17 protein-coding genes and 1 pseudogene are annotated in these 17,873 nt (G+C 39.5%); all 18 read left to right on the forward strand.

Annotation, left to right across the window (positions count from 1 at the left end):
* Positions 1 to 40: 40 nt before the first annotated feature.
* Complete coding sequence (rbfA, locus tag NRL14_RS19375; RefSeq protein WP_007378502.1) at positions 41 to 526, forward strand: 30S ribosome-binding factor RbfA; 486 nt, start codon at positions 41 to 43, stop codon at positions 524 to 526.
* Positions 510 to 1,469 (forward strand): tRNA pseudouridine(55) synthase TruB, encoded by a 960-nt coding sequence (gene truB, locus NRL14_RS19380; protein ID WP_306725400.1) that lies wholly within the window; start codon positions 510 to 512, stop codon positions 1,467 to 1,469. The genes rbfA and truB overlap by 17 nt, the downstream gene beginning before the upstream one ends.
* A gap of 153 nt (positions 1,470 to 1,622) precedes the next feature.
* The gene (gene rpsO, locus NRL14_RS19385) at positions 1,623 to 1,892 is read left to right on the forward strand and encodes a 30S ribosomal protein S15 (protein WP_002958490.1); all 270 of its coding nucleotides are present in this window, start codon (positions 1,623 to 1,625) and stop codon (positions 1,890 to 1,892) included.
* 394 nt (positions 1,893 to 2,286) lie between these two features.
* Positions 2,287 to 4,413, forward strand: a complete 2,127-nt coding sequence (gene pnp, locus NRL14_RS19390) for a polyribonucleotide nucleotidyltransferase (protein ID WP_008134625.1) — start codon at positions 2,287 to 2,289, stop codon at positions 4,411 to 4,413.
* A 281-nt stretch (positions 4,414 to 4,694) separates the two neighbouring features.
* A complete protein-coding gene (gene nlpI, locus NRL14_RS19395) occupies positions 4,695 to 5,573 on the forward strand; it encodes a lipoprotein NlpI (protein WP_007378499.1) in 879 nt (292 codons plus the stop codon).
* A 10-nt stretch (positions 5,574 to 5,583) separates the two neighbouring features.
* Positions 5,584 to 6,735, forward strand: a complete 1,152-nt coding sequence (locus NRL14_RS19400) for a hypothetical protein (protein ID WP_033028588.1) — start codon at positions 5,584 to 5,586, stop codon at positions 6,733 to 6,735.
* 216 nt (positions 6,736 to 6,951) lie between these two features.
* Positions 6,952 to 9,744, forward strand: a complete 2,793-nt coding sequence (locus NRL14_RS19405; protein WP_306725401.1) for a monovalent cation/H+ antiporter subunit A — start codon at positions 6,952 to 6,954, stop codon at positions 9,742 to 9,744.
* Complete coding sequence (locus NRL14_RS19410) at positions 9,744 to 10,097, forward strand: Na+/H+ antiporter subunit C (RefSeq protein ID WP_010554685.1); 354 nt, start codon at positions 9,744 to 9,746, stop codon at positions 10,095 to 10,097. Before NRL14_RS19405 ends, NRL14_RS19410 begins: the two co-directional genes overlap by 1 nt.
* On the forward strand, positions 10,094 to 11,611 hold the full coding sequence (locus NRL14_RS19415) for a monovalent cation/H+ antiporter subunit D (RefSeq protein WP_306725402.1): 1,518 nt from the start codon (positions 10,094 to 10,096) through the stop codon (positions 11,609 to 11,611). Before NRL14_RS19410 ends, NRL14_RS19415 begins: the two co-directional genes overlap by 4 nt.
* On the forward strand, positions 11,611 to 12,147 hold the full coding sequence (locus NRL14_RS19420) for a Na+/H+ antiporter subunit E (protein WP_008134633.1): 537 nt from the start codon (positions 11,611 to 11,613) through the stop codon (positions 12,145 to 12,147). Before NRL14_RS19415 ends, NRL14_RS19420 begins: the two co-directional genes overlap by 1 nt.
* Positions 12,141 to 12,410 carry a K+/H+ antiporter subunit F gene (locus NRL14_RS19425; RefSeq protein WP_007378493.1) on the forward strand — a complete coding sequence of 90 codons (270 nt, stop codon included), beginning with the start codon at positions 12,141 to 12,143 and terminating at the stop codon, positions 12,408 to 12,410. Before NRL14_RS19420 ends, NRL14_RS19425 begins: the two co-directional genes overlap by 7 nt.
* Positions 12,411 to 12,419: 9 nt before the next feature.
* Positions 12,420 to 12,752 (forward strand): Na+/H+ antiporter subunit G, encoded by a 333-nt coding sequence (locus tag NRL14_RS19430; RefSeq protein WP_007378492.1) that lies wholly within the window; start codon positions 12,420 to 12,422, stop codon positions 12,750 to 12,752.
* 130 nt (positions 12,753 to 12,882) lie between these two features.
* The gene (locus NRL14_RS19435) at positions 12,883 to 13,380 is read left to right on the forward strand and encodes a DUF2059 domain-containing protein (protein ID WP_007378491.1); all 498 of its coding nucleotides are present in this window, start codon (positions 12,883 to 12,885) and stop codon (positions 13,378 to 13,380) included.
* 215 nt (positions 13,381 to 13,595) lie between these two features.
* Positions 13,596 to 14,039, forward strand: a complete 444-nt coding sequence (locus NRL14_RS19440) for a MerR family transcriptional regulator (protein WP_007378490.1) — start codon at positions 13,596 to 13,598, stop codon at positions 14,037 to 14,039.
* Positions 14,029 to 16,275, forward strand: coding sequence for a heavy metal translocating P-type ATPase (locus NRL14_RS19445; RefSeq protein ID WP_306725403.1), 2,247 nt, complete (start codon positions 14,029 to 14,031; stop codon positions 16,273 to 16,275). The genes NRL14_RS19440 and NRL14_RS19445 overlap by 11 nt, the downstream gene beginning before the upstream one ends.
* 20 nt (positions 16,276 to 16,295) lie before the next feature.
* Entirely contained in the window at positions 16,296 to 16,649 is a 354-nt protein-coding gene (locus NRL14_RS19450; RefSeq protein ID WP_272451398.1) for a cupredoxin domain-containing protein, read from the forward strand.
* 80 nt (positions 16,650 to 16,729) lie between these two features.
* Positions 16,730 to 16,945 carry a TIGR02450 family Trp-rich protein gene (locus NRL14_RS19455; RefSeq protein ID WP_002958506.1) on the forward strand — a complete coding sequence of 72 codons (216 nt, stop codon included), beginning with the start codon at positions 16,730 to 16,732 and terminating at the stop codon, positions 16,943 to 16,945.
* 117 nt (positions 16,946 to 17,062) lie between these two features.
* Positions 17,063 to 17,873: pseudogene (locus tag NRL14_RS19460) on the forward strand (IS4 family transposase); the annotation flags it as partial.

A 17,873-nucleotide genomic window follows, 5' to 3' on the forward strand; every position in this document is an offset into this window, starting at 1 on the left:
TTATTTAATTTCAATAAGTTATTATTTTAGGACAAGTATAATGAGAGAATTTTCTCGCACTGATCGTGTTGCACAGCAAATCCAAAAAGAAATTGCTGTAATTTTACAACGCGAAATTAAAGATCCACGCTTAGGTATGGTGACAGTGTCAGCGGTAGAAGTATCGCGCGATTTATCTTATGCCAAAATTTTCATTACTGTGTTTAACACACAAGATGAAGATGCAGCAAAGCAAAGCGCAAAAGTACTAAATGAAGCAACGGGTTATATTCGCTCGTTACTTGGTAAGCGTATTCGTGCACGTATAATGCCTGAGTTAAAGTTTGTTGTTGATAACTCATTAATGGAAGGTATGCGTATTTCTAATTTAGTGGATTCTATTATCCGCGAAGATAACGCAAAGCATGTTGATGAAGACGTAGAAAGTGTTGATGCTGATGAAGTTTTAGATAGCGAAGAAAGTACTGAGCACGTAGACGATACAGATAGCGAAGAAGGCACTGATACAGATGGCAAAGCGCAGTAAAGGCCGTGCAGTTGACGGTATTTTGTTGTTAAACAAACCGCAAGGCATTTCATCAAATAAAGCTCTGCAGCAAGCAAAAGGTGTTTATTTTGCGCAAAAAGCTGGGCACACAGGTGCTTTAGATCCACTTGCTACAGGTATGCTGCCAATTTGTTTTGGTGAAGCGACTAAGTTTACGCAGTTTTTACTCGATACAGATAAAACCTATATCGTTCGTGCACAACTGGGTGAGCGTACAACAACATCAGATTCTGATGGCGAAATTGTTAGCACTAAAGATGTGAACGTAACGCGTGAACAGCTAAGAAAAGAAATTGCTGCTTTTGTTGGTGAGTCTGATCAATATCCGTCAATGTACTCGGCACTTAAGTATCAAGGTAGACCGTTATATAAGTACGCTCGCGAAGGTATTGAAGTACCTCGCAAATGCAGAAAAATAAACGTGTTTAGCTTATCGTTTGACGAATTTGATGAACAAAACAACGTATTACAAATGACGGCTCATGTATCTAAAGGGACGTACATTCGTACAATCGTTGACGATTTAGGCGAAAACCTAGGCTGCGGTGCACACGTTATTATGCTCCACAGAACCGCTGTTGGTCAGTATCCGGCAGATAAAATGGTATCGCTTGATGAAATTGAAGCATTACTTGCTAAAGCGAAAGAAGAAGAGCTTGCGCCTTCGACTTATTTAGACTCGTTGTTATTACCTATAGACACTGCTTTAACTGATTTACCCGTTGTTGAAATCACAAAAGAACAAGGGGGAATTTTTAGTCACGGGCAAGCTGTAGAATTACCAATCGCTTTACCTGATGGTGCAATTAAAGTTGTTGCGGATAATATATTTGTTGGTACTGGTGAGCGCAACTCAAATGGACATTTAAAGGTTAAACGTGGTCTTGCTAGCCAGCAAGATGATTACGTAAAGCCGGAATAAGCAACTAATGTGCCCAGTAGTGGCTTATTAGTTGTAGATGGGGATAATTAACTTGTAGTTATTCCCACAGTTGGTAGAATACGCCCGCTTAATCGTTTTGGCTGAATTAGTGATCGGCTAAGACACCTTTTAAATTTAATTTTTGGAGTTACTATGTCACTAAGCAATCAAGAAAAAATCGATATCATTGCTAAATTTGCACGTGCAGAAGGCGATACAGGTTCATCAGAAGTACAAGTAGCATTACTTACTTATGATATCAACAAGCTTCAAGGTCACTTTGCTGATCACAAGCATGACTTCCACTCACGTCGTGGTCTGCTTCGTAAAGTAAGCACTCGCCGTAAACTACTTGATTACCTTAAAGGTAAAGATATCACTAGTTATACTGCACTAATCAAAGAACTTGGCCTACGTCGCTAAGAACTAGATTATAGAAAAAGGAGCTTTTAGCTCCTTTTTTTGTGCCTGAAATTTGTGTTTTTAAATTAAGAAAATTCTTAAACCTATTGAATTGCAATATAAAACCCCCATTTCATAGCTTACCAAGAGCTATTGTATTTAACCGCTAAATAAGCCCAGCTGAAATCGAGTAGTTAGATTGAACAAATTTCAATCCGCAAAGAACAACACACCCTAGACTCGCATTTTGAAGTAGCTTTGGTATATACTATGCGCGTAGATAAAAAGGTTTATCTACGCTTATCCACATCATTGCCAATTGTAGTACTTAATTGATTTCCAACTGAATACAATTATGTACTGTAATTGGTACTTTGATGACAACTTATTAGAATACATTTAAGGAATATTTTAAGTGCAAGCAATTATTAAAGAATTTCAACTAGGTCAACACACAGTGACACTAGAAACTGGTGCAATCGCTCGTCAAGCAGACGGCGCAGTACTAGTAAGCATTGGCGATACTTCAGTTTTAGTAACTGTTGTAGGTAAGCGTGAAGCACAACCAGGTCAAGACTTTTTCCCATTAACGGTAAACTACCAAGAGCGTATGTACGCTGCTGGTCGTATCCCAGGTGGTTTCTTAAAGCGTGAAGGTCGTCCTAACGATGGCGAAACACTTATTGCACGTCTTATTGACCGTCCAATTCGTCCACTTTTCCCAAGCGGTTTTGTAAACGAAGTACAAGTTATTGCAACTGTTGTTTCTGTTAACCCTGAAATCCAACCAGATATGGTTGCGATGATTGGTACTTCAGCAGCACTTGCTATCTCTGGTATCCCGTTCAGTGGCCCAATTGGTGCAGCTCGCGTTGGTTACATCAATGGCGAATACGTACTTAACCCTACATTAAAAGAGCTTGAAGAAAGCCAACTTGATTTAGTGGTAGCCGGTACTGATAAAGCGGTACTTATGGTTGAATCAGAAGCTAACGTACTTGCTGAAGACGTAATGCTTGGTGCTGTTGTATATGGTCATGAGCAATCTCAAGCGATCATCACTGCAATCGAAGAATTTAAAGCGCAAGCAGGCAAGCCTACTTGGGATTGGACTGCACCTGAGAAAAATGTTGCACTTGAAGATAAAGTAGCAACTATCGCTGCTGATAAGGTAGGCGCAGCTTACTTAATCACTGATAAAGTAGCGCGTAAAGAAGCACTTGGCGAAGCGAAGGATGAAGTTGTTGCAGTATTAACAGCTGAACTTGCTGAAGGCGAGTCTTTAGACAAGCAAGAAATTGGCAAAATCTTCGGTTCACTTGAGAAGAAAATCGTTCGTGGCCGTATCGCTGCTGGCGAAAAACGTATCGATGGTCGTGAACCAGATATGATTCGTGCACTAGACGTAATGACAGGCGTATTACCGCGTACTCACGGTTCTGCTATCTTTACTCGTGGCGAAACTCAGGCGTTAGTAACAGCGACACTTGGTACAGAACGTGATTCACAGTTAATCGACGATTTAACGGGTACTCATAAAAACCACTTTATGCTTAACTATAACTTCCCTCCATTTTGTGTAGGTGAAACTGGTTTTGTTGGTTCTCCTAAGCGTCGTGAAATCGGCCATGGTAACCTTGCTAAGCGTGGTATTTCAGCTGTAATGCCTACACTTACTGAGTTCCCTTACTCAATCCGTGTAGTATCTGAAATCACTGAATCAAACGGTTCTTCTTCAATGGCGTCTGTTTGTGGTACTTCTCTAGCACTTATGAACGCGGGTGTACCAATTAAAGCATCTGTTGCCGGTATTGCGATGGGTCTAGTTAAAGAAGACGATAAATTCGTTGTTCTTTCTGACATTTTAGGTGATGAAGATCACTTAGGTGACATGGACTTTAAAGTTGCCGGTACTGCTGCGGGTATTACTGCACTTCAAATGGATATCAAAATCGAAGGTATCACTCAAGAAATCATGCAAATTGCGCTTAAACAAGCAAAAGCTGCTCGTTTACATATCTTAGAAGTGATGGATGAAGCGATTTCTGCTCCTTCTGAAGAGCTATCAATGTTTGCTCCTCGCATATACACAATGAAAATCCCACAGAAGAAAATCGCTGAAGTTATTGGTAAAGGTGGCGCAACTATTCGTCAGCTTACTGAAGAAACTGGCACAACGATTGAAATCGGTGACGACGGTACAATTAAAATTGCCGCTACAGATGGCGAAAGTGCAGCTAATGCGATTAGCCGTATTGAGCAATTAACAGCTGAACTTGAAGTAGGTACTATCTACGAAGGTAAAGTTGTACGTATCGTAGACTTCGGTGCGTTTGTAAACATTCTTCCTGGTAAAGATGGTCTAGTACATATTTCTCAAATTAGTACTGAGCGCGTTAATAACGTGGCTGATCACCTTTCTGAAGGTCAAGAAGTTAAAGTTAAAGTACTAGAAGTAGATCGCCAAGGCCGTGTACGTCTAAGTATTAAAGAAGCAATGGAATCAGCAGCACCTGCAGCTGACGCGCCAACTGACGCGTAATTGCTAATACTTCATCCAGATATTTACTGGATAATATAAAAGAGGGGCTGTTTAGCCCCTTTTTTTATGCTTTAATGAGGCTAATTAAATTTAAACAAAGATTATTCAAGGAAGCTAAATTACTCATAAATAGTGTTCAAATTTAAAAGTGACAAACTCACAACATAATTTTACCTAATTACTGAGCAGTTTACCTAGAGCAATAATAGTTCATCAATTGCTATGAACCTATTGAGACATCGTCTGTCATATTGCTACCTATCTTGGTATTAAGGATTTTAATGATACTCAAACATTTAGCTTTGGCATCTTTCGCTATTTTGTCTTTAAGCGCTTGCCAAACTACAACAGAATCAGAACCAACCCCGATTGTTAATGTGCCATTTACTGCACCTTTGGCCTCTGACTTTAGAAGTGAAATTGCTATTGCACGCTACTCAGAGTTATTGAATAGAGCAGATTTAAGCCCTGATCAACAAGCGAAGTTATATTATGACCGTGGTGTGTTATTTGATAGCTTAGGCATGACTACGCTGTCGCGTATTGATTTTAACCGCGCTGTAAAACTTAAGCCTGATTTAGCTGAAGTATATAATTTTTTGGGTATTCAACATACGCTAATGCAACAATATGAAAAAGCCTATGAATTTTTCGATTCGGCCCTTGAGCTTGATGAAGATCATGAATATGCTTATTTAAATCGAGGTATTGCACTTTATTATGGTGATAGGTCTGGTATTGCTAAAACCGATTTTAGTGCATTTTTAGCTCGCTCTCCAAATGACCCTTATCGTGTATTATGGGTTTATTTAGCAGATGCTAAGGTAAATAAGGAGCAAGCTCTTGTTGAACTTAAAACGAATGCAACAGCACTTGACGATTCACAATGGGCGTTTCAACTAATTTCGCTTTTTGCAGGTGATATGAGCGAGCATGCTTTTTTATCTGGCATTAGTGAGGGGGTTAAGTCGGAACAAGAATATGCTCAGCGTTTATGTGAAGCTTATTTTTACTTAGCTAAATTGCATCAGGCTGCTGGTGATAAATACTTAGCCGCTGATTATTTTAGATTAGCTCTAGCAACTAATGTACATGAGTTTATTGAGTATAAATATGCACGTTTAGAACTTGAGTTAATGGCTGGTGACGACGCAAGTTAATACATTAAAGTTGGCAGGTGTATTACTGTGTAGCCTTTTAATAACAGGCTCTGGTAATCACCTTGACGCGATTGGCTTTTGGCATGTTTTGAACACAAAGGCCAGTGTGTTAAAAGTCTATAGACGCTTCCCTAATTATTTTGCGGTTCATTTACCGCAACTACCAGATACCTCCCTGGCTATATTGGCTAGAAATCACATTCCCTCTGCACAATATGCTTATTCAATAAGACTTTTAAATAATAACGACAGTGATACGGCTAAACAATTTTGGTTGGCAGGAATAAATAAATTAAATGCAATTGAGCGTAAAGAGTTAGCTGTTCAGTTATTAGCTCAATCACGTTGGGATGATTTAAAGCTGTTAGCCGATATAAAGCAGTTACCAGAAGGGGATGTTTTTAATCACCTCAGGTTGCATTTATCTATAGCGGAAAATAATATACCGCGTGAATTTATACAAAATTTGGGTTTTTCTTTTTTAGAGGATATTGATGAGCCTAAAAAGCACTGTATGTTTAATGTAATTGTAATGAGCGATCACCGAAATGGTTTATATAAATTAGGTGACTTTATAACTACATACAATCGGCAGCCAGAGCCACGCGAAAATATATTTTGTTTTTCAAAGCCCGTTTATGTTGCGACTGCGCTCAATTGTAAAAGTAATATCAATAATGCTGCGCAATGTGATTGGCAGGCCTCTAGATTTAAAAATGAGCTTCTTAGCAATTATGATTTTTTAGTAATGATGCCAAAGCATGGCACTGCAAATGTCAGTAAAGGCAAAATGCTTATTAACTCACAGGCAAACTACAGTATATTTTTACACGAACTTATGCACTTTAACCGTTTTGAGGATGAGTATACTTTGCCTATATCAAAACAAGCATGGTTGTGCGCACGAAGTGGGTTTGTAGCACCAAATTTATATATTACACATGGTGAACCTGCACCAGAAGGTTGGCATAAAAGTGAAAGTTGTCAACAAGGAGGTATTGCTTATAAACCAAGTGAAAAGTGGTCTATTATGCAGTATCAACAATTAGGGCTCTCAACGCAATACAGGGAACTTTGGTTGAAGTATTTAGATATGACTAAGGGGGACTTCTACCGTCACTCAGATGAGCTTACGTCTATAAATAAGGCTATATTAAATTAACAATCGTCAACAATGCTATATTGATTTTTTAGCTTGAAAAAATTGTTAGTTTTTGTTTTGAAAACATTCATATAACCCCGCTTTATATAGACAAAATTAGTGTTTTTCAGTATAACTATAACTATTAATGTCGTTAAAAAACAGGCAGTAAAAGCATCACTTAATCCTAAAAGAGTGACGCCCTGATAAACTTATGATTATAAAAGGCCCTACATTATGACTTTGCTCTGGATACCCTTGTTATCCTTAATTGGCAGTGTTATTTCTGCATGCACAGGTAAGTTATCCCGCAATTTAAGCACTAGTTTAACGGCTCTCGCGCCTTTGACGGCTTTGGGGATTACTCTATACCATGCACCTGCAGTTTTAGCGGGCGAAACCATTCGTTATTCATTAGCTTGGATCCCGTCAATAGGACTCGATTTATCTCTGCGGTTAGATGGCCTCAGTTTATTGTTTATGTTTATGATTTTAGGCATAGGCTTGCTCGTTATCCTCTACACGCGTTACTACCTAAGCGCTAACGATTCAATGGCCAAGTTATATAGTTACTTAATGCTATTTATGACTGCAATGCTTGGTATTGTTATGTCTAACAACGTCATTCAACTGTGGTTGTTTTGGGAATTAACCAGCATCAGCTCATTTTTATTAATTAGCTTTTGGTGGCATAAGTCCGAAGCACGCAAGGGAGCGCGCATGGCGCTTGCTGTGACTGGTGCTGGCGGTTTAGCATTACTTGCTGGCTTAATGTTATTGAGTGATATTGTTGGTAGTTATGACTTAGATGTTATTCTAGCGAGTAAAGCAATAATTCAATCTCACGATTTATACGAAGTAGCATTGGTATTGGTGCTATTGGGGGCATTTACTAAATCGGCACAATTTCCATTTCATTTTTGGCTTCCTCATGCAATGGCTGCACCTACGCCAGTGAGCGCGTATTTACATTCTGCAACTATGGTAAAAGCCGGTATATTTTTGTTAGCACGTTTTCACCCTGCTTTAGCCGGCACCGATACGTGGTTCTTGCTCGTTGGGTTGACGGGTTTAGCTACGCTGTTGTTTGGTGCTTATATAGCATTATTCAAACATGACTTAAAAGGCTTGTTAGCCTATTCAACAATAAGCCATTTGGGTTTAATAACGCTGTTACTCGGGCTTGATACTGAGCTTGCAACTGTTGCGGCAATATTCCACATCATTAACCATGCCACGTTTAAAGCGTCGTTATTTATGGCCGTCGGTATTATTGATCACGAAACGGGCACGCGTGATATGCGTAAATTAAATGGTATGTGGCGATACTTACCATACACTGCAACGCTTGCGATGGTCGCGGCGGCTGCAATGGCGGGTGTACCATTACTTAATGGGTTCTTATCTAAAGAAATGTTTTTTGCAGAAACGCTGCATCAGCAAGTACTTGGTTCTATGTCGTGGCTAATACCAGTACTGGCAACTGTTGCAGGCGCATTTGCGGTTGCGTATTCCGCACGCTTTATTCACGATGTGTTTTTTAACGGTGATCCAATTAATCTACCACGAATACCTCATGAACCACCACGTTATATGCGTGTACCAATAGAGATACTCGTTGTCATTTGTTTATTAGTAGGGATGTTTCCGCACTTTGCAATTGATGGCATCTTATCTGCGGCATCCTTAGCTGTATTAGGGCAAAAGATGCCACATTACGAATTAGCTATTTGGCATGGATTTAACTTACCTTTACTTATGAGTGCAATGGCTGTTGTTGGCGGCTTATTTATTTATGTTAATCGTAAATATCTATTTCAATTTCAAGCATCGTTACCACCTCTAAACGCTAAAAAAACGTTTGAACGTGTAATATTAAGCGTTATTGCTTGGTGTCAGTCAAAGGTAAGCAGTACAGAAAATGGATCGCTGCAGCGCTACCTTGTAATTATGTTAGCGGTAGTATTACTGTGTGCAGGTTGGCCATTATTTGAAATGCAACAACTTGCCGGTAGCATGCCACTTACGCCTGTTGATGTGCACAATGCAATTGGTGCAGGCTTATTGATTATTGGTGCTCTTGCCACCGTTATTTGGCATCGCTCTCGAATGGTATCGTTGTTAATGCTCTCAATTGTGGGGTTAATGGTGTCGGTTGTATTTACACGTTTTTCTGCTCCAGATTTAGCGCTTACGCAGCTAACCGTTGAAGTGGTTACTATTATTTTACTTATGCTGGCATTGTTTTTCTTGCCCCAACATACGCCAAAAGAATCAAGTTCATTACGTGTACTTCGAGATTTAGCAATAGCCTCTACGTTAGGTGTAGTTGTAGCAAGTATTTGTTACGCGTTACTCACACGCCCATTAGATTCAATCTCAGACTTCTTTATTGCTAACGCTAAAATTGGTGGCGGTGGTACTAACGTAGTTAACGTTATTTTGGTCGACTTTAGGGGCTTTGATACGCTTGGAGAAATTACCGTATTAGGCATTGCCGCATTAGGTATATTTAAAGTACTTTCTCGAATTCCATTATTTATGCCTGCAAGTGACAGCGAAGGCCGCCCATGGGCTAAAGAACGTCATCCAATATTATTGGCGAGTATTTCACAAAGTTTATTACCGCTTGCGTTGTTGGTGTCGGCGTATATTTTCTTACGAGGGCATAACTTACCTGGTGGTGGCTTTATTGCAGGACTGGTAACGTCAATCGCGTTTATTTTACAATATATGGCGCATGGTACGGCATGGATAAACGAACGTTTTGATGTTAATTATCGTAAAATCATAGCTTCAGGCATTGGTATTTCACTGTTTACAGGTGTGGGTAGCTGGTTCTTTGATAAGCCATTTTTAACAACCTGGTTTGACTACTTTGATATTCCGTTTGTCGGTAAAACAGAGCTTGCCAGCGCGATTGCATTTGACCTAGGTGTCTACTTAACGGTTGTAGGCGCTACGTTAATGATTTTAGCAAGCTTAGGTAATATGACGGCAGATACCCAGAAAAAAGAGGTAAATATTTAATGGAATTATTGTACGCATCTTGCGTTGGAGTATTGGTCAGTTGCGGTGTGTTTTTACTGCTAAGAGCTCGTACGTTCCCTGTAGTACTTGGGCTTACTATGATTTCATATGCTGTTAACTTATTTTTGTTTTCAGCAGGTCGTCTTACTATTAATAAAGCGGTAGTGCTTGGTACTGGTACAGAATACGCCGATCCTCTACCTCAAGCTTTAGTGCTTACAGCTATTGTTATTGGTTTTGCGATGACCGCATTCGTGGTTATTTTGGCAATACGTGGGCGCGCCGATTTAGGTAGCGACCATGTTGATGGTTATGTGCCTAATACCTCAGCAGATAACAAGGAGCAAAAATGATCCAACATTTAGCTTCGCTCCCTATTTTATTACCTATGCTTACGGCCGTTATTTTATTACTGCCACCATGCGGTAAAAGCGTTAAAATACGCCGCTTAGTTTCAATTGTAATGGCAATAGCTACTTTTGCCATTAGTGTATTTTTACTTGTACATATTAATAATACGGGTATTAACGTTTACGCTATTGGTAATTGGTCTGCACCATTTGGAATCGTCTTAGTAGCCGATATGTTGTCTACCTTATTGGTTACGTTAACTTCACTTTTAGGTTTGGGCGCTATTTTATATGGTAGTGCTGGCGATGATGAAAAAGGCAGTTTTTATCACCCACTTGTTCACTTTTTAATATTGGGTGTAAATGGCGCGTTTTTAACTGGCGATTTATTTAACCTATTTGTATTTTTTGAAGTATTACTGATTGCATCATATGCATTGTTAATGCACGCAGGTGATAAACAAAACACCCGTGCTGCGCTGCAATATGTAATATTAAATTTAGTTGGCTCAAGCGTATTTTTAATCGGTTTGGGTATTTTGTACGGTGTACTTGGTACGCTCAATATTGCAGATATGGCGCAAAAAGTATCACAGCTTTCGGGCGATGATGTATACCTAGCAAAAGCCGGTGGTTTATTATTGCTCATTGTATTTGCTTTAAAGGGCGCACTATTACCTCTGCATTTATGGCTTCCAAATACGTATGCAAGTGCTAAACCTGTGGTTGCTGCATTGTTTGCGATTATGACCAAAGTAGGCGTTTACGCCATGCTTAGAGTTTACACTGTGATATTTGGCGAACAAGCAGGAGCGCTTGAACATATGGCGCAGCCTTGGCTTTGGGGTTTAGCAATTGCCACCATTATAGTGGGGGCCATTGGTGTTATGGCAGCGCAAGATTTACGTAAACTAACGGCTAACTTAGTATTAGTATCGGTAGGTACGTTGGTTGCGTTAATCGCATTACAAAATGTAAATGCCACTGCTGCACTTTTATATTATTTAGTGCATTCAACACTTGTTAGTGCCGCTCTATTTTTACTAGCAGACTTAGTTTCAATCCAGCGCGGTAAAGTTGGCGATAGGCTTGTGGCGGGTCGCTCTGTTAAACAGCCATTTTTATTAGGTGTGTGCTTTATTATTGCGGCTTTAACGGTAGTTGGTATGCCGCCACTATCAGGCTTTGTAGGTAAAATTTGGATACTTAAAGCGACATTAAACAGTGAGCAAGCTTTACTATTTTGGCCAGTATATTTAGTAACAAGTTTTGCGTTGTTAGTAGCGCTTTCGCGCGCTGGCACAACCTTGTTCTGGGAGCATAAAAGTAAAAATAGTGAAAATGCTGAGTGTGTAAATGCGAACCCATTGCAAGTAATTGTAATTATAGGTTTACTTGTGTGTTCACCATTATTAGTAATTTTTGGCGGGCCCATTAGTGAATATATGCTGGGTGCTGCTGTGCAGTTACATGACATAAGCGGCGGCATTAATGCTGTACTTAAAGGAGGCATGTGATGAGATTACAAGCCCGTTTTCGTTGGTTACCAACGCCATTTCGTAGCTTATTTTTGTTTATGGTTTGGCTATTGTTAAATAATAGCGTGTCGGTAGGGCACTTAGTATTAGCGACTATTTTTGCAATACTTATCCCGATATTAAGTTTTTCGCTTCGCGAGCCTCAGCCGCTAATTTTAAAGCCGGGCTTGGCTCTCAAGCAGTTGCTTATTGTGCTGTACGATATTGTTGTAGCAAATTTACAAGTGGCTTTACTTATACTTGGGCCATCTAAAAATTTGCGTCCGGCCTTTATAAAAGTACCGATAGATTTAACCCATGATATGCCAATTACTATATTGGCCAGTTGTGTATCGCTTACACCTGGTACTGTGAGTGCAGAGGTTTACCCAATTGCCGAATCGTTACTTGAGGGTGAAGAGCCAACGCAACGCTACTTATTAATACATGTGCTTGATCTTAAAGATGAACAAGCACTTATCAAACAAATAAAACAACGCTACGAAGCTCCACTAAAGGAGATATTTCAATGTTAGATACTGTATTACTCATTGTTTTTTCGATGATTGGCTTATCATTATTACTTAATTTATGGCGATTGATCATCGGTCCGTCAGTGCCTGACCGTGTTTTAGCGCTCGATACTATGTACATTAACGTCATCGCACTGATTATTTTATACAGTATTAGTATGGATACAGGGCTTTATTTTGAAGCTGCACTGCTTATTGCTATGCTCGGTTTTATAAGTACAGTTGCAGTGTGTAAGTATTTACTACGTGGCGATATAATTGAATAAGGTGAAAGCATGATCAGCGAATGGGTTGTATCAATATTATTGTTATTTGGTGGTACGTTTATTTTAATTGGCTCAATAGGCTTAATTAAACTACCTGACTTTTTTATGCGTTTGCATGGACCAACTAAAGCAACCACGTTGGGCATGGCGAGTATGTTAATTGCTGCTATGGTTTATTTTGCAAATTCAGGGCATGGCCTAAGTGTTAAAGAAATACTCATTACTATATTTTTACTAATTACGGCACCGATTAGTGGCTACATGTTAATAAAGTCTGCTATCCATCATAAGCTAAAAGCCAAAGAAGGCACTAAAGGCCTAGATAATGTAGAAGACGATTAGCATAAAAATATATTTATAAAAGGCCGAATAAATTTATTTTACTCGGCCTTTTTAATGATTGCTTGTACCCTTTACAATACAAATTATTCATGTGACCATAAGTCCATTATTTATATGAAAGGATATTATTATGGGTAAGGTACTACTTTTATCATTACTGATTTTTTCTAGTAGTTTGTATGCTGAACAAAATTCTAAGCAGCAAAAAATAGATGAACTCATTAATGTAATGAACATGGATGCAATGGTTGATTCTATGTACGGCCAGGTTGAAGGTATGATGAAAGGCATGTCAGACCAAATGGGCGTTAAACCTTCTGAACAGGCTATTTTTGATAAATACTACGGCGACATGACAACGGTATTAAAAACCGAAATGAGCTGGGCTAAAATGCAGCCAATGATGATTAGCGTGTACGACAAACATTTTAGTGAGCAAGAAATTGCTGATATGTTAGCGTTTTATAAAACAGATACAGGGCAAAAAATACTTGAAAAAATGCCTGTTGTAATGCAAGAGTCTATGCAAATGTCACAAAGCTTAATGAAAGATGCTATACCAAAAATTCAAGATATAGCAGGCAAGCTAAGCGAAGAGCTAAAAGCCTCACGCGAGCATGCTAACTAGAGACTGCTGATATTTGCTGGTTAAATTTAACCTTTAAAGAACAATAGATTCAATACTTTTACCTCTCTTATTTAAGCGCTCTAGCCAGAGCGCTTTCACTTTTTCGCTAAATCAGTTTCAGTAAATTTAAATTATGCTTTAATGCTCCTCTCTATTGACCTGTGTGTTGCACATAGGTTTATTATTGATCTATTGAAATTCCACGGGGCTAAATTATGTATGTTAAACAACTTGCCAAATTAATGGGCGTGACTGCCGATACTGTTCGTCATTACACACGTATTGGGTTACTTAACCCAATACGCAGTGAAGAAAATGGCTATCAAGAATATACAAAGCAAGACCAGCAACGTTTAAAGTTTATTATTAGTGCGCGTCAACTTGGTTTTTCACTCAAAGATATTCAACACATTATAGGCGAGTCAGAGCAAGGGAATTGTCCTTGTCCGTTAACGCGAAAACTCATTACTAAACGCCTAGAAGAAACCGAAGCACTATTTCAAGAAACATTAAAACTACGAAACAGGATGCATGCAGCTCTGGATCAATGGGATACATCAGCCGATGGTGCAAATGCCAGTGACGTGTGTAGTTTAATAGAATCTTTTGTTGATCCAATAAACGATTCTGCAAATAAGGAGCAGCGTAATGACGACTAATACAAAAGACACCGCGCAAAACTTTATTATTGAAGGCGCTAATTGCGGCAGTTGTGTGGCTAAAATTGAAAAAGCCCTTAATAGCGTGCAAGGCGCGCAAAACGTGGAAATGAACTTTGCACAGCGTACAGTACGTGTAGAAGGTATAGCCCGCGAAAGCACGCTTATTAAAGCAGTCGAAAACATTGGTTATTCAGCTAAGCCAATGAGTAATGAGTCTGATCAAGATGCACTTGATGAAAAAGCAAAGTCGGATGAGGCACATTATAAAAAGCTAATGCGTAATATGATATTAGCGTTAGGGGTCGGTGCGCCGTTAATGATATACGGGCTTATTTTTGACATGAGTGTGACCACCGACACACAACGAATAGCCTGGTTTTTAGTGGGTATAGTCACGCTTGTGGTTATGGCTATATCAGGTAAACAATTTTACAACGGTGCATGGCAGGCATTCAAAAACCATGCTGCTAATATGGATACATTAATAGCGCTTGGTACAGGTACTGCGTGGTTGTATTCAATGTTTGTGGTAATAGCACCAAACTTATTACCACAAGTTGCAAGGCACGTATATTTTGAAGCATCGTCGATGATCATCGGTTTAATTAGTTTAGGGCTCGCTTTTGAAGTAAAAGCACGTGGGCGCACCTCACAAGCAATTAAACGCTTAATTGGCCTGCAACCAAAAACTGCACGCGTAATTCGCGATGGGCAAGAGCAAGACATCGACATTAGTGATGTTGTAAAAAATGATGAAGTACGCGTACGCCCGGGTGAAAAAATCCCTGTGGATGGCGATGTTATTGAAGGCAGCAGTACGGTTGATGAGTCAATGCTTACTGGTGAGCCAATGGCCGTCCGCAAAAAAACGGGCGATAAAGTCGTTGCCGGAAGTATTAATAAAAGTGGCACTTTATTATTTAAAGCCACGTACATTTGTAGCGAAACCACACTTGCCAATATTATCAATATGGTTAAGCGTGCACAAAACTCAAAGCCATCAATAGGGCGCTTAGCTGATGTTATATCTGGAATATTTGTACCAACAGTCATGATTATTGCAGTACTTGCAGGCCTTGCATGGTTAAACTTCGGACCTGAGCCATCAATTGCTTATGCCGTTGTTGCGATTACCACCGTACTTATTATTGCTTGTCCTTGTGCGCTAGGACTCGCAACCCCTATGTCGGTTATGGTGGGTATTGGTAAAGCTGCAGAGTCAGGAATATTAATTCGAAATGGTGAGTCGCTGCAAACAACATCTAAAATCACCACCATGATTTTAGATAAAACAGGCACTATTACTCAAGGCACACCGCAAGTTACCGATGTAGTTACCTTTAATAACAGTGATGAAAATACAGTAATGCAACTTGTTGCAAGCCTTGAAAGTAGCTCAGAGCACCCACTGGCCCAAGCAATTACGGCATATGCTCAAAAGCAGGGCTTAGCTTTAAGTAAAGTAGCCGACTTTAACGCAATTACAGGTAAAGGTGTCACTGGCAGTGTTGACGGGCAAACATTGTTTTTTGGCAATAAAGCGCTAATGGATAAATACAACGTGGCCGTTGATGATGCAACCGAGCAAGCTCAAGCACTTGCCAGTGATGCTAAAACGCCCATGTATTTTGCAAGCAATAATAAGCTCCACGCTATTATTGCAGTAGCGGATCCTATCAAAGAGGATTCAGTTGAAGCTATTAAACGCCTGCAAGATAAAGGTATCCACCTAGTTATGCTAACAGGTGACAACAAAGCCACTGCACAAGCCGTTGCTAAGCAAGTTGGTATTGATGACTTTATTGCAGAGGTAATGCCCGATGATAAAGTAAACGAAGTAACAAAACGCCAAGCAAACGGTGAAATAGTGGGTATGACAGGTGACGGTATTAACGATGCCCCAGCACTTGCGCAAGCGGATGTAGGGTTTGCAATTGGCACAGGTACCGATGTTGCAATAGAAAGTGCAGACATTACCTTAATGCGTGGTTCGTTACATGGCCTTGCTGATGCAATTGCAGTGAGTAATGCAACTATATCAAATATTAAACAAAACCTATTTGGTGCCTTTATTTATAACGTGGCGGGTATTCCGATTGCAGCTGGCGTGTTGTATCCATTTTTTGGCATCCTACTTAACCCTGTTGTTGCAGGTGCAGCTATGGCACTTTCATCGCTTACAGTGGTAAGTAACGCTAATCGCTTACGTTTTTTCAAACCAAATAAATCGTAATTTAAGCTAAGGAGTACATTATGTTGATAATTAATATAGGTGGTGCACTGTTAATAGCTGCAATTATTTATTGGTTTTGGCTATACAAACCAGAGCAAACACAAAGTGATGACAACAAAGTAACGATAGTCGTTGATAACGGTGTTTATAAGCCAGGACACATTAAAGTGGCAGCTAACAAAGAAGTTGTACTTACCTTTGATAGAAAAGACAGCGCGCCCTGCGCCGAAACCGTTGTATTTCCACAGCTTGATATAAGTAAAACGCTGGCAATGGGTGATGGCAATACAGTTAAACTACCTGCGCTTGAAGCCGGTGAATATGACTTTCATTGCCAAATGCAAATGTATAAGGGCAAGCTAGTTGCAGAGTAATCTGAACTAAGTAGGTGTTGGGGTCGTATAGTTGCCTTAGATAAGCTGCATAAATAGATGAGTAGGAGTCGTTATACTCAATGAATAAACTAAACCCTAAAAAATTATTGAATAGTAAATGGACCGCAACACCTGCTATAAATAAAGAAAAACACTTCATTATTGTTGAGGTGGAATTTGATGAAGATGGCAATGTAATTGAATGTATTACCGAGGCTGTTATGTCAAAAAATCAATATCCAATTAGTTGGCGAGATTTAAAAGATAACCAAAAGTGGCTACAAGGGTGGAAGTAGTTTAAATCCTGACGAATCCCCACGAAATGAATTTAAAAAAGATGAGTAAAGGGGATCCGACCTTCATGACTAATTGTGATCAAATTACTTCGCCAAAAACAACTTAAAACAATAGCCATGAAGATCACAAATATAATACAGAATGATATCGCTGCTGCCTACTCTGAAATTCACTCTACTCGATTAAACACGTTATTTACCTTCATTGACTCTGGTATTTATGATCAACGTGTGTCTGTAACATATTTAGGTAGGGGATTGAAAAGCCTATCAAAAACAACAAAGAAAAATGATATTAAACGCGATGACCGCTTAATCGGTAACACGCTCTTACACAGCGAGCGTCTTTTCTTTCATGACTATATGTCAGCGCAGTTAATTGGAAATAAAAAGTCCCCCATCATATTAGTCGATTGGTCACCTATTAATGGACAAGGGATGTTTCAAGTATTGCGCGCCAGTATTCCAATGAATGGGAGAAGCTTAACGCTCTATGAAAAAATTCATCCTGAGAGCGAACTGAATACCAATAAAGCACATCAAGCATTTTTAGACACGCTCGAACAAATATTACCTGAAGGATGTATGCCAATCATTGTGTCAGATGCTATCTATCGTGCTCCATGGTTTAAAATAGTAGAAGAAAAAAATTGGTATTGGATAGGGAGAGTAAGGGGGGCGAGTATCTCTCTCCCAAGATAAACAAGAATGGAAAACCAGTTATCAATGGTTTGCCGATGCGCGTATTGGTAAGGCTGATAACCTTGGCTCAATTTATTATGGTAAAACGGCAAAGTTCCCGTGCAATGCGGCAATTTATAAGCGAACGCCAAAAGGCCGAAAAGCGAAGGAAAAACGAGGCGGGACGTCACAAAGAACAACAGATAAAATTCATCAAAAAGATGCGAAAGAGCCGTGGTTACTGGTG

Source organism: Pseudoalteromonas sp. 20-92 (genome assembly GCF_030847595.1).
Taxonomy (GTDB): domain Bacteria; phylum Pseudomonadota; class Gammaproteobacteria; order Enterobacterales; family Alteromonadaceae; genus Pseudoalteromonas; species Pseudoalteromonas fuliginea.

Bases quoted from the DNA above. Each gene is read 5' to 3' on its own strand.
- rbfA (WP_007378502.1), top strand. From the start codon at position 41: ATGAGAGAATTTTCTCGCACTGATCGTGTTGCACAGCAAATCCAAAAA.
- truB (WP_306725400.1), top strand. From the start codon at position 510: ATGGCAAAGCGCAGTAAAGGCCGTGCAGTTGACGGTATTTTGTTGTTA.
- rpsO (WP_002958490.1), top strand. From the start codon at position 1,623: ATGTCACTAAGCAATCAAGAAAAAATCGATATCATTGCTAAATTTGCA.
- nlpI (WP_007378499.1), top strand. From the start codon at position 4,695: ATGATACTCAAACATTTAGCTTTGGCATCTTTCGCTATTTTGTCTTTA.
- NRL14_RS19405 (WP_306725401.1), top strand. From the start codon at position 6,952: ATGACTTTGCTCTGGATACCCTTGTTATCCTTAATTGGCAGTGTTATT.
- NRL14_RS19410 (WP_010554685.1), top strand. From the start codon at position 9,744: ATGGAATTATTGTACGCATCTTGCGTTGGAGTATTGGTCAGTTGCGGT.
- NRL14_RS19415 (WP_306725402.1), top strand. From the start codon at position 10,094: ATGATCCAACATTTAGCTTCGCTCCCTATTTTATTACCTATGCTTACG.
- NRL14_RS19420 (WP_008134633.1), top strand. From the start codon at position 11,611: ATGAGATTACAAGCCCGTTTTCGTTGGTTACCAACGCCATTTCGTAGC.
- NRL14_RS19425 (WP_007378493.1), top strand. From the start codon at position 12,141: ATGTTAGATACTGTATTACTCATTGTTTTTTCGATGATTGGCTTATCA.
- NRL14_RS19430 (WP_007378492.1), top strand. From the start codon at position 12,420: ATGATCAGCGAATGGGTTGTATCAATATTATTGTTATTTGGTGGTACG.
- NRL14_RS19435 (WP_007378491.1), top strand. From the start codon at position 12,883: ATGGGTAAGGTACTACTTTTATCATTACTGATTTTTTCTAGTAGTTTG.
- NRL14_RS19440 (WP_007378490.1), top strand. From the start codon at position 13,596: ATGTATGTTAAACAACTTGCCAAATTAATGGGCGTGACTGCCGATACT.
- NRL14_RS19445 (WP_306725403.1), top strand. From the start codon at position 14,029: ATGACGACTAATACAAAAGACACCGCGCAAAACTTTATTATTGAAGGC.
- NRL14_RS19450 (WP_272451398.1), top strand. From the start codon at position 16,296: ATGTTGATAATTAATATAGGTGGTGCACTGTTAATAGCTGCAATTATT.
- NRL14_RS19455 (WP_002958506.1), top strand. From the start codon at position 16,730: ATGAATAAACTAAACCCTAAAAAATTATTGAATAGTAAATGGACCGCA.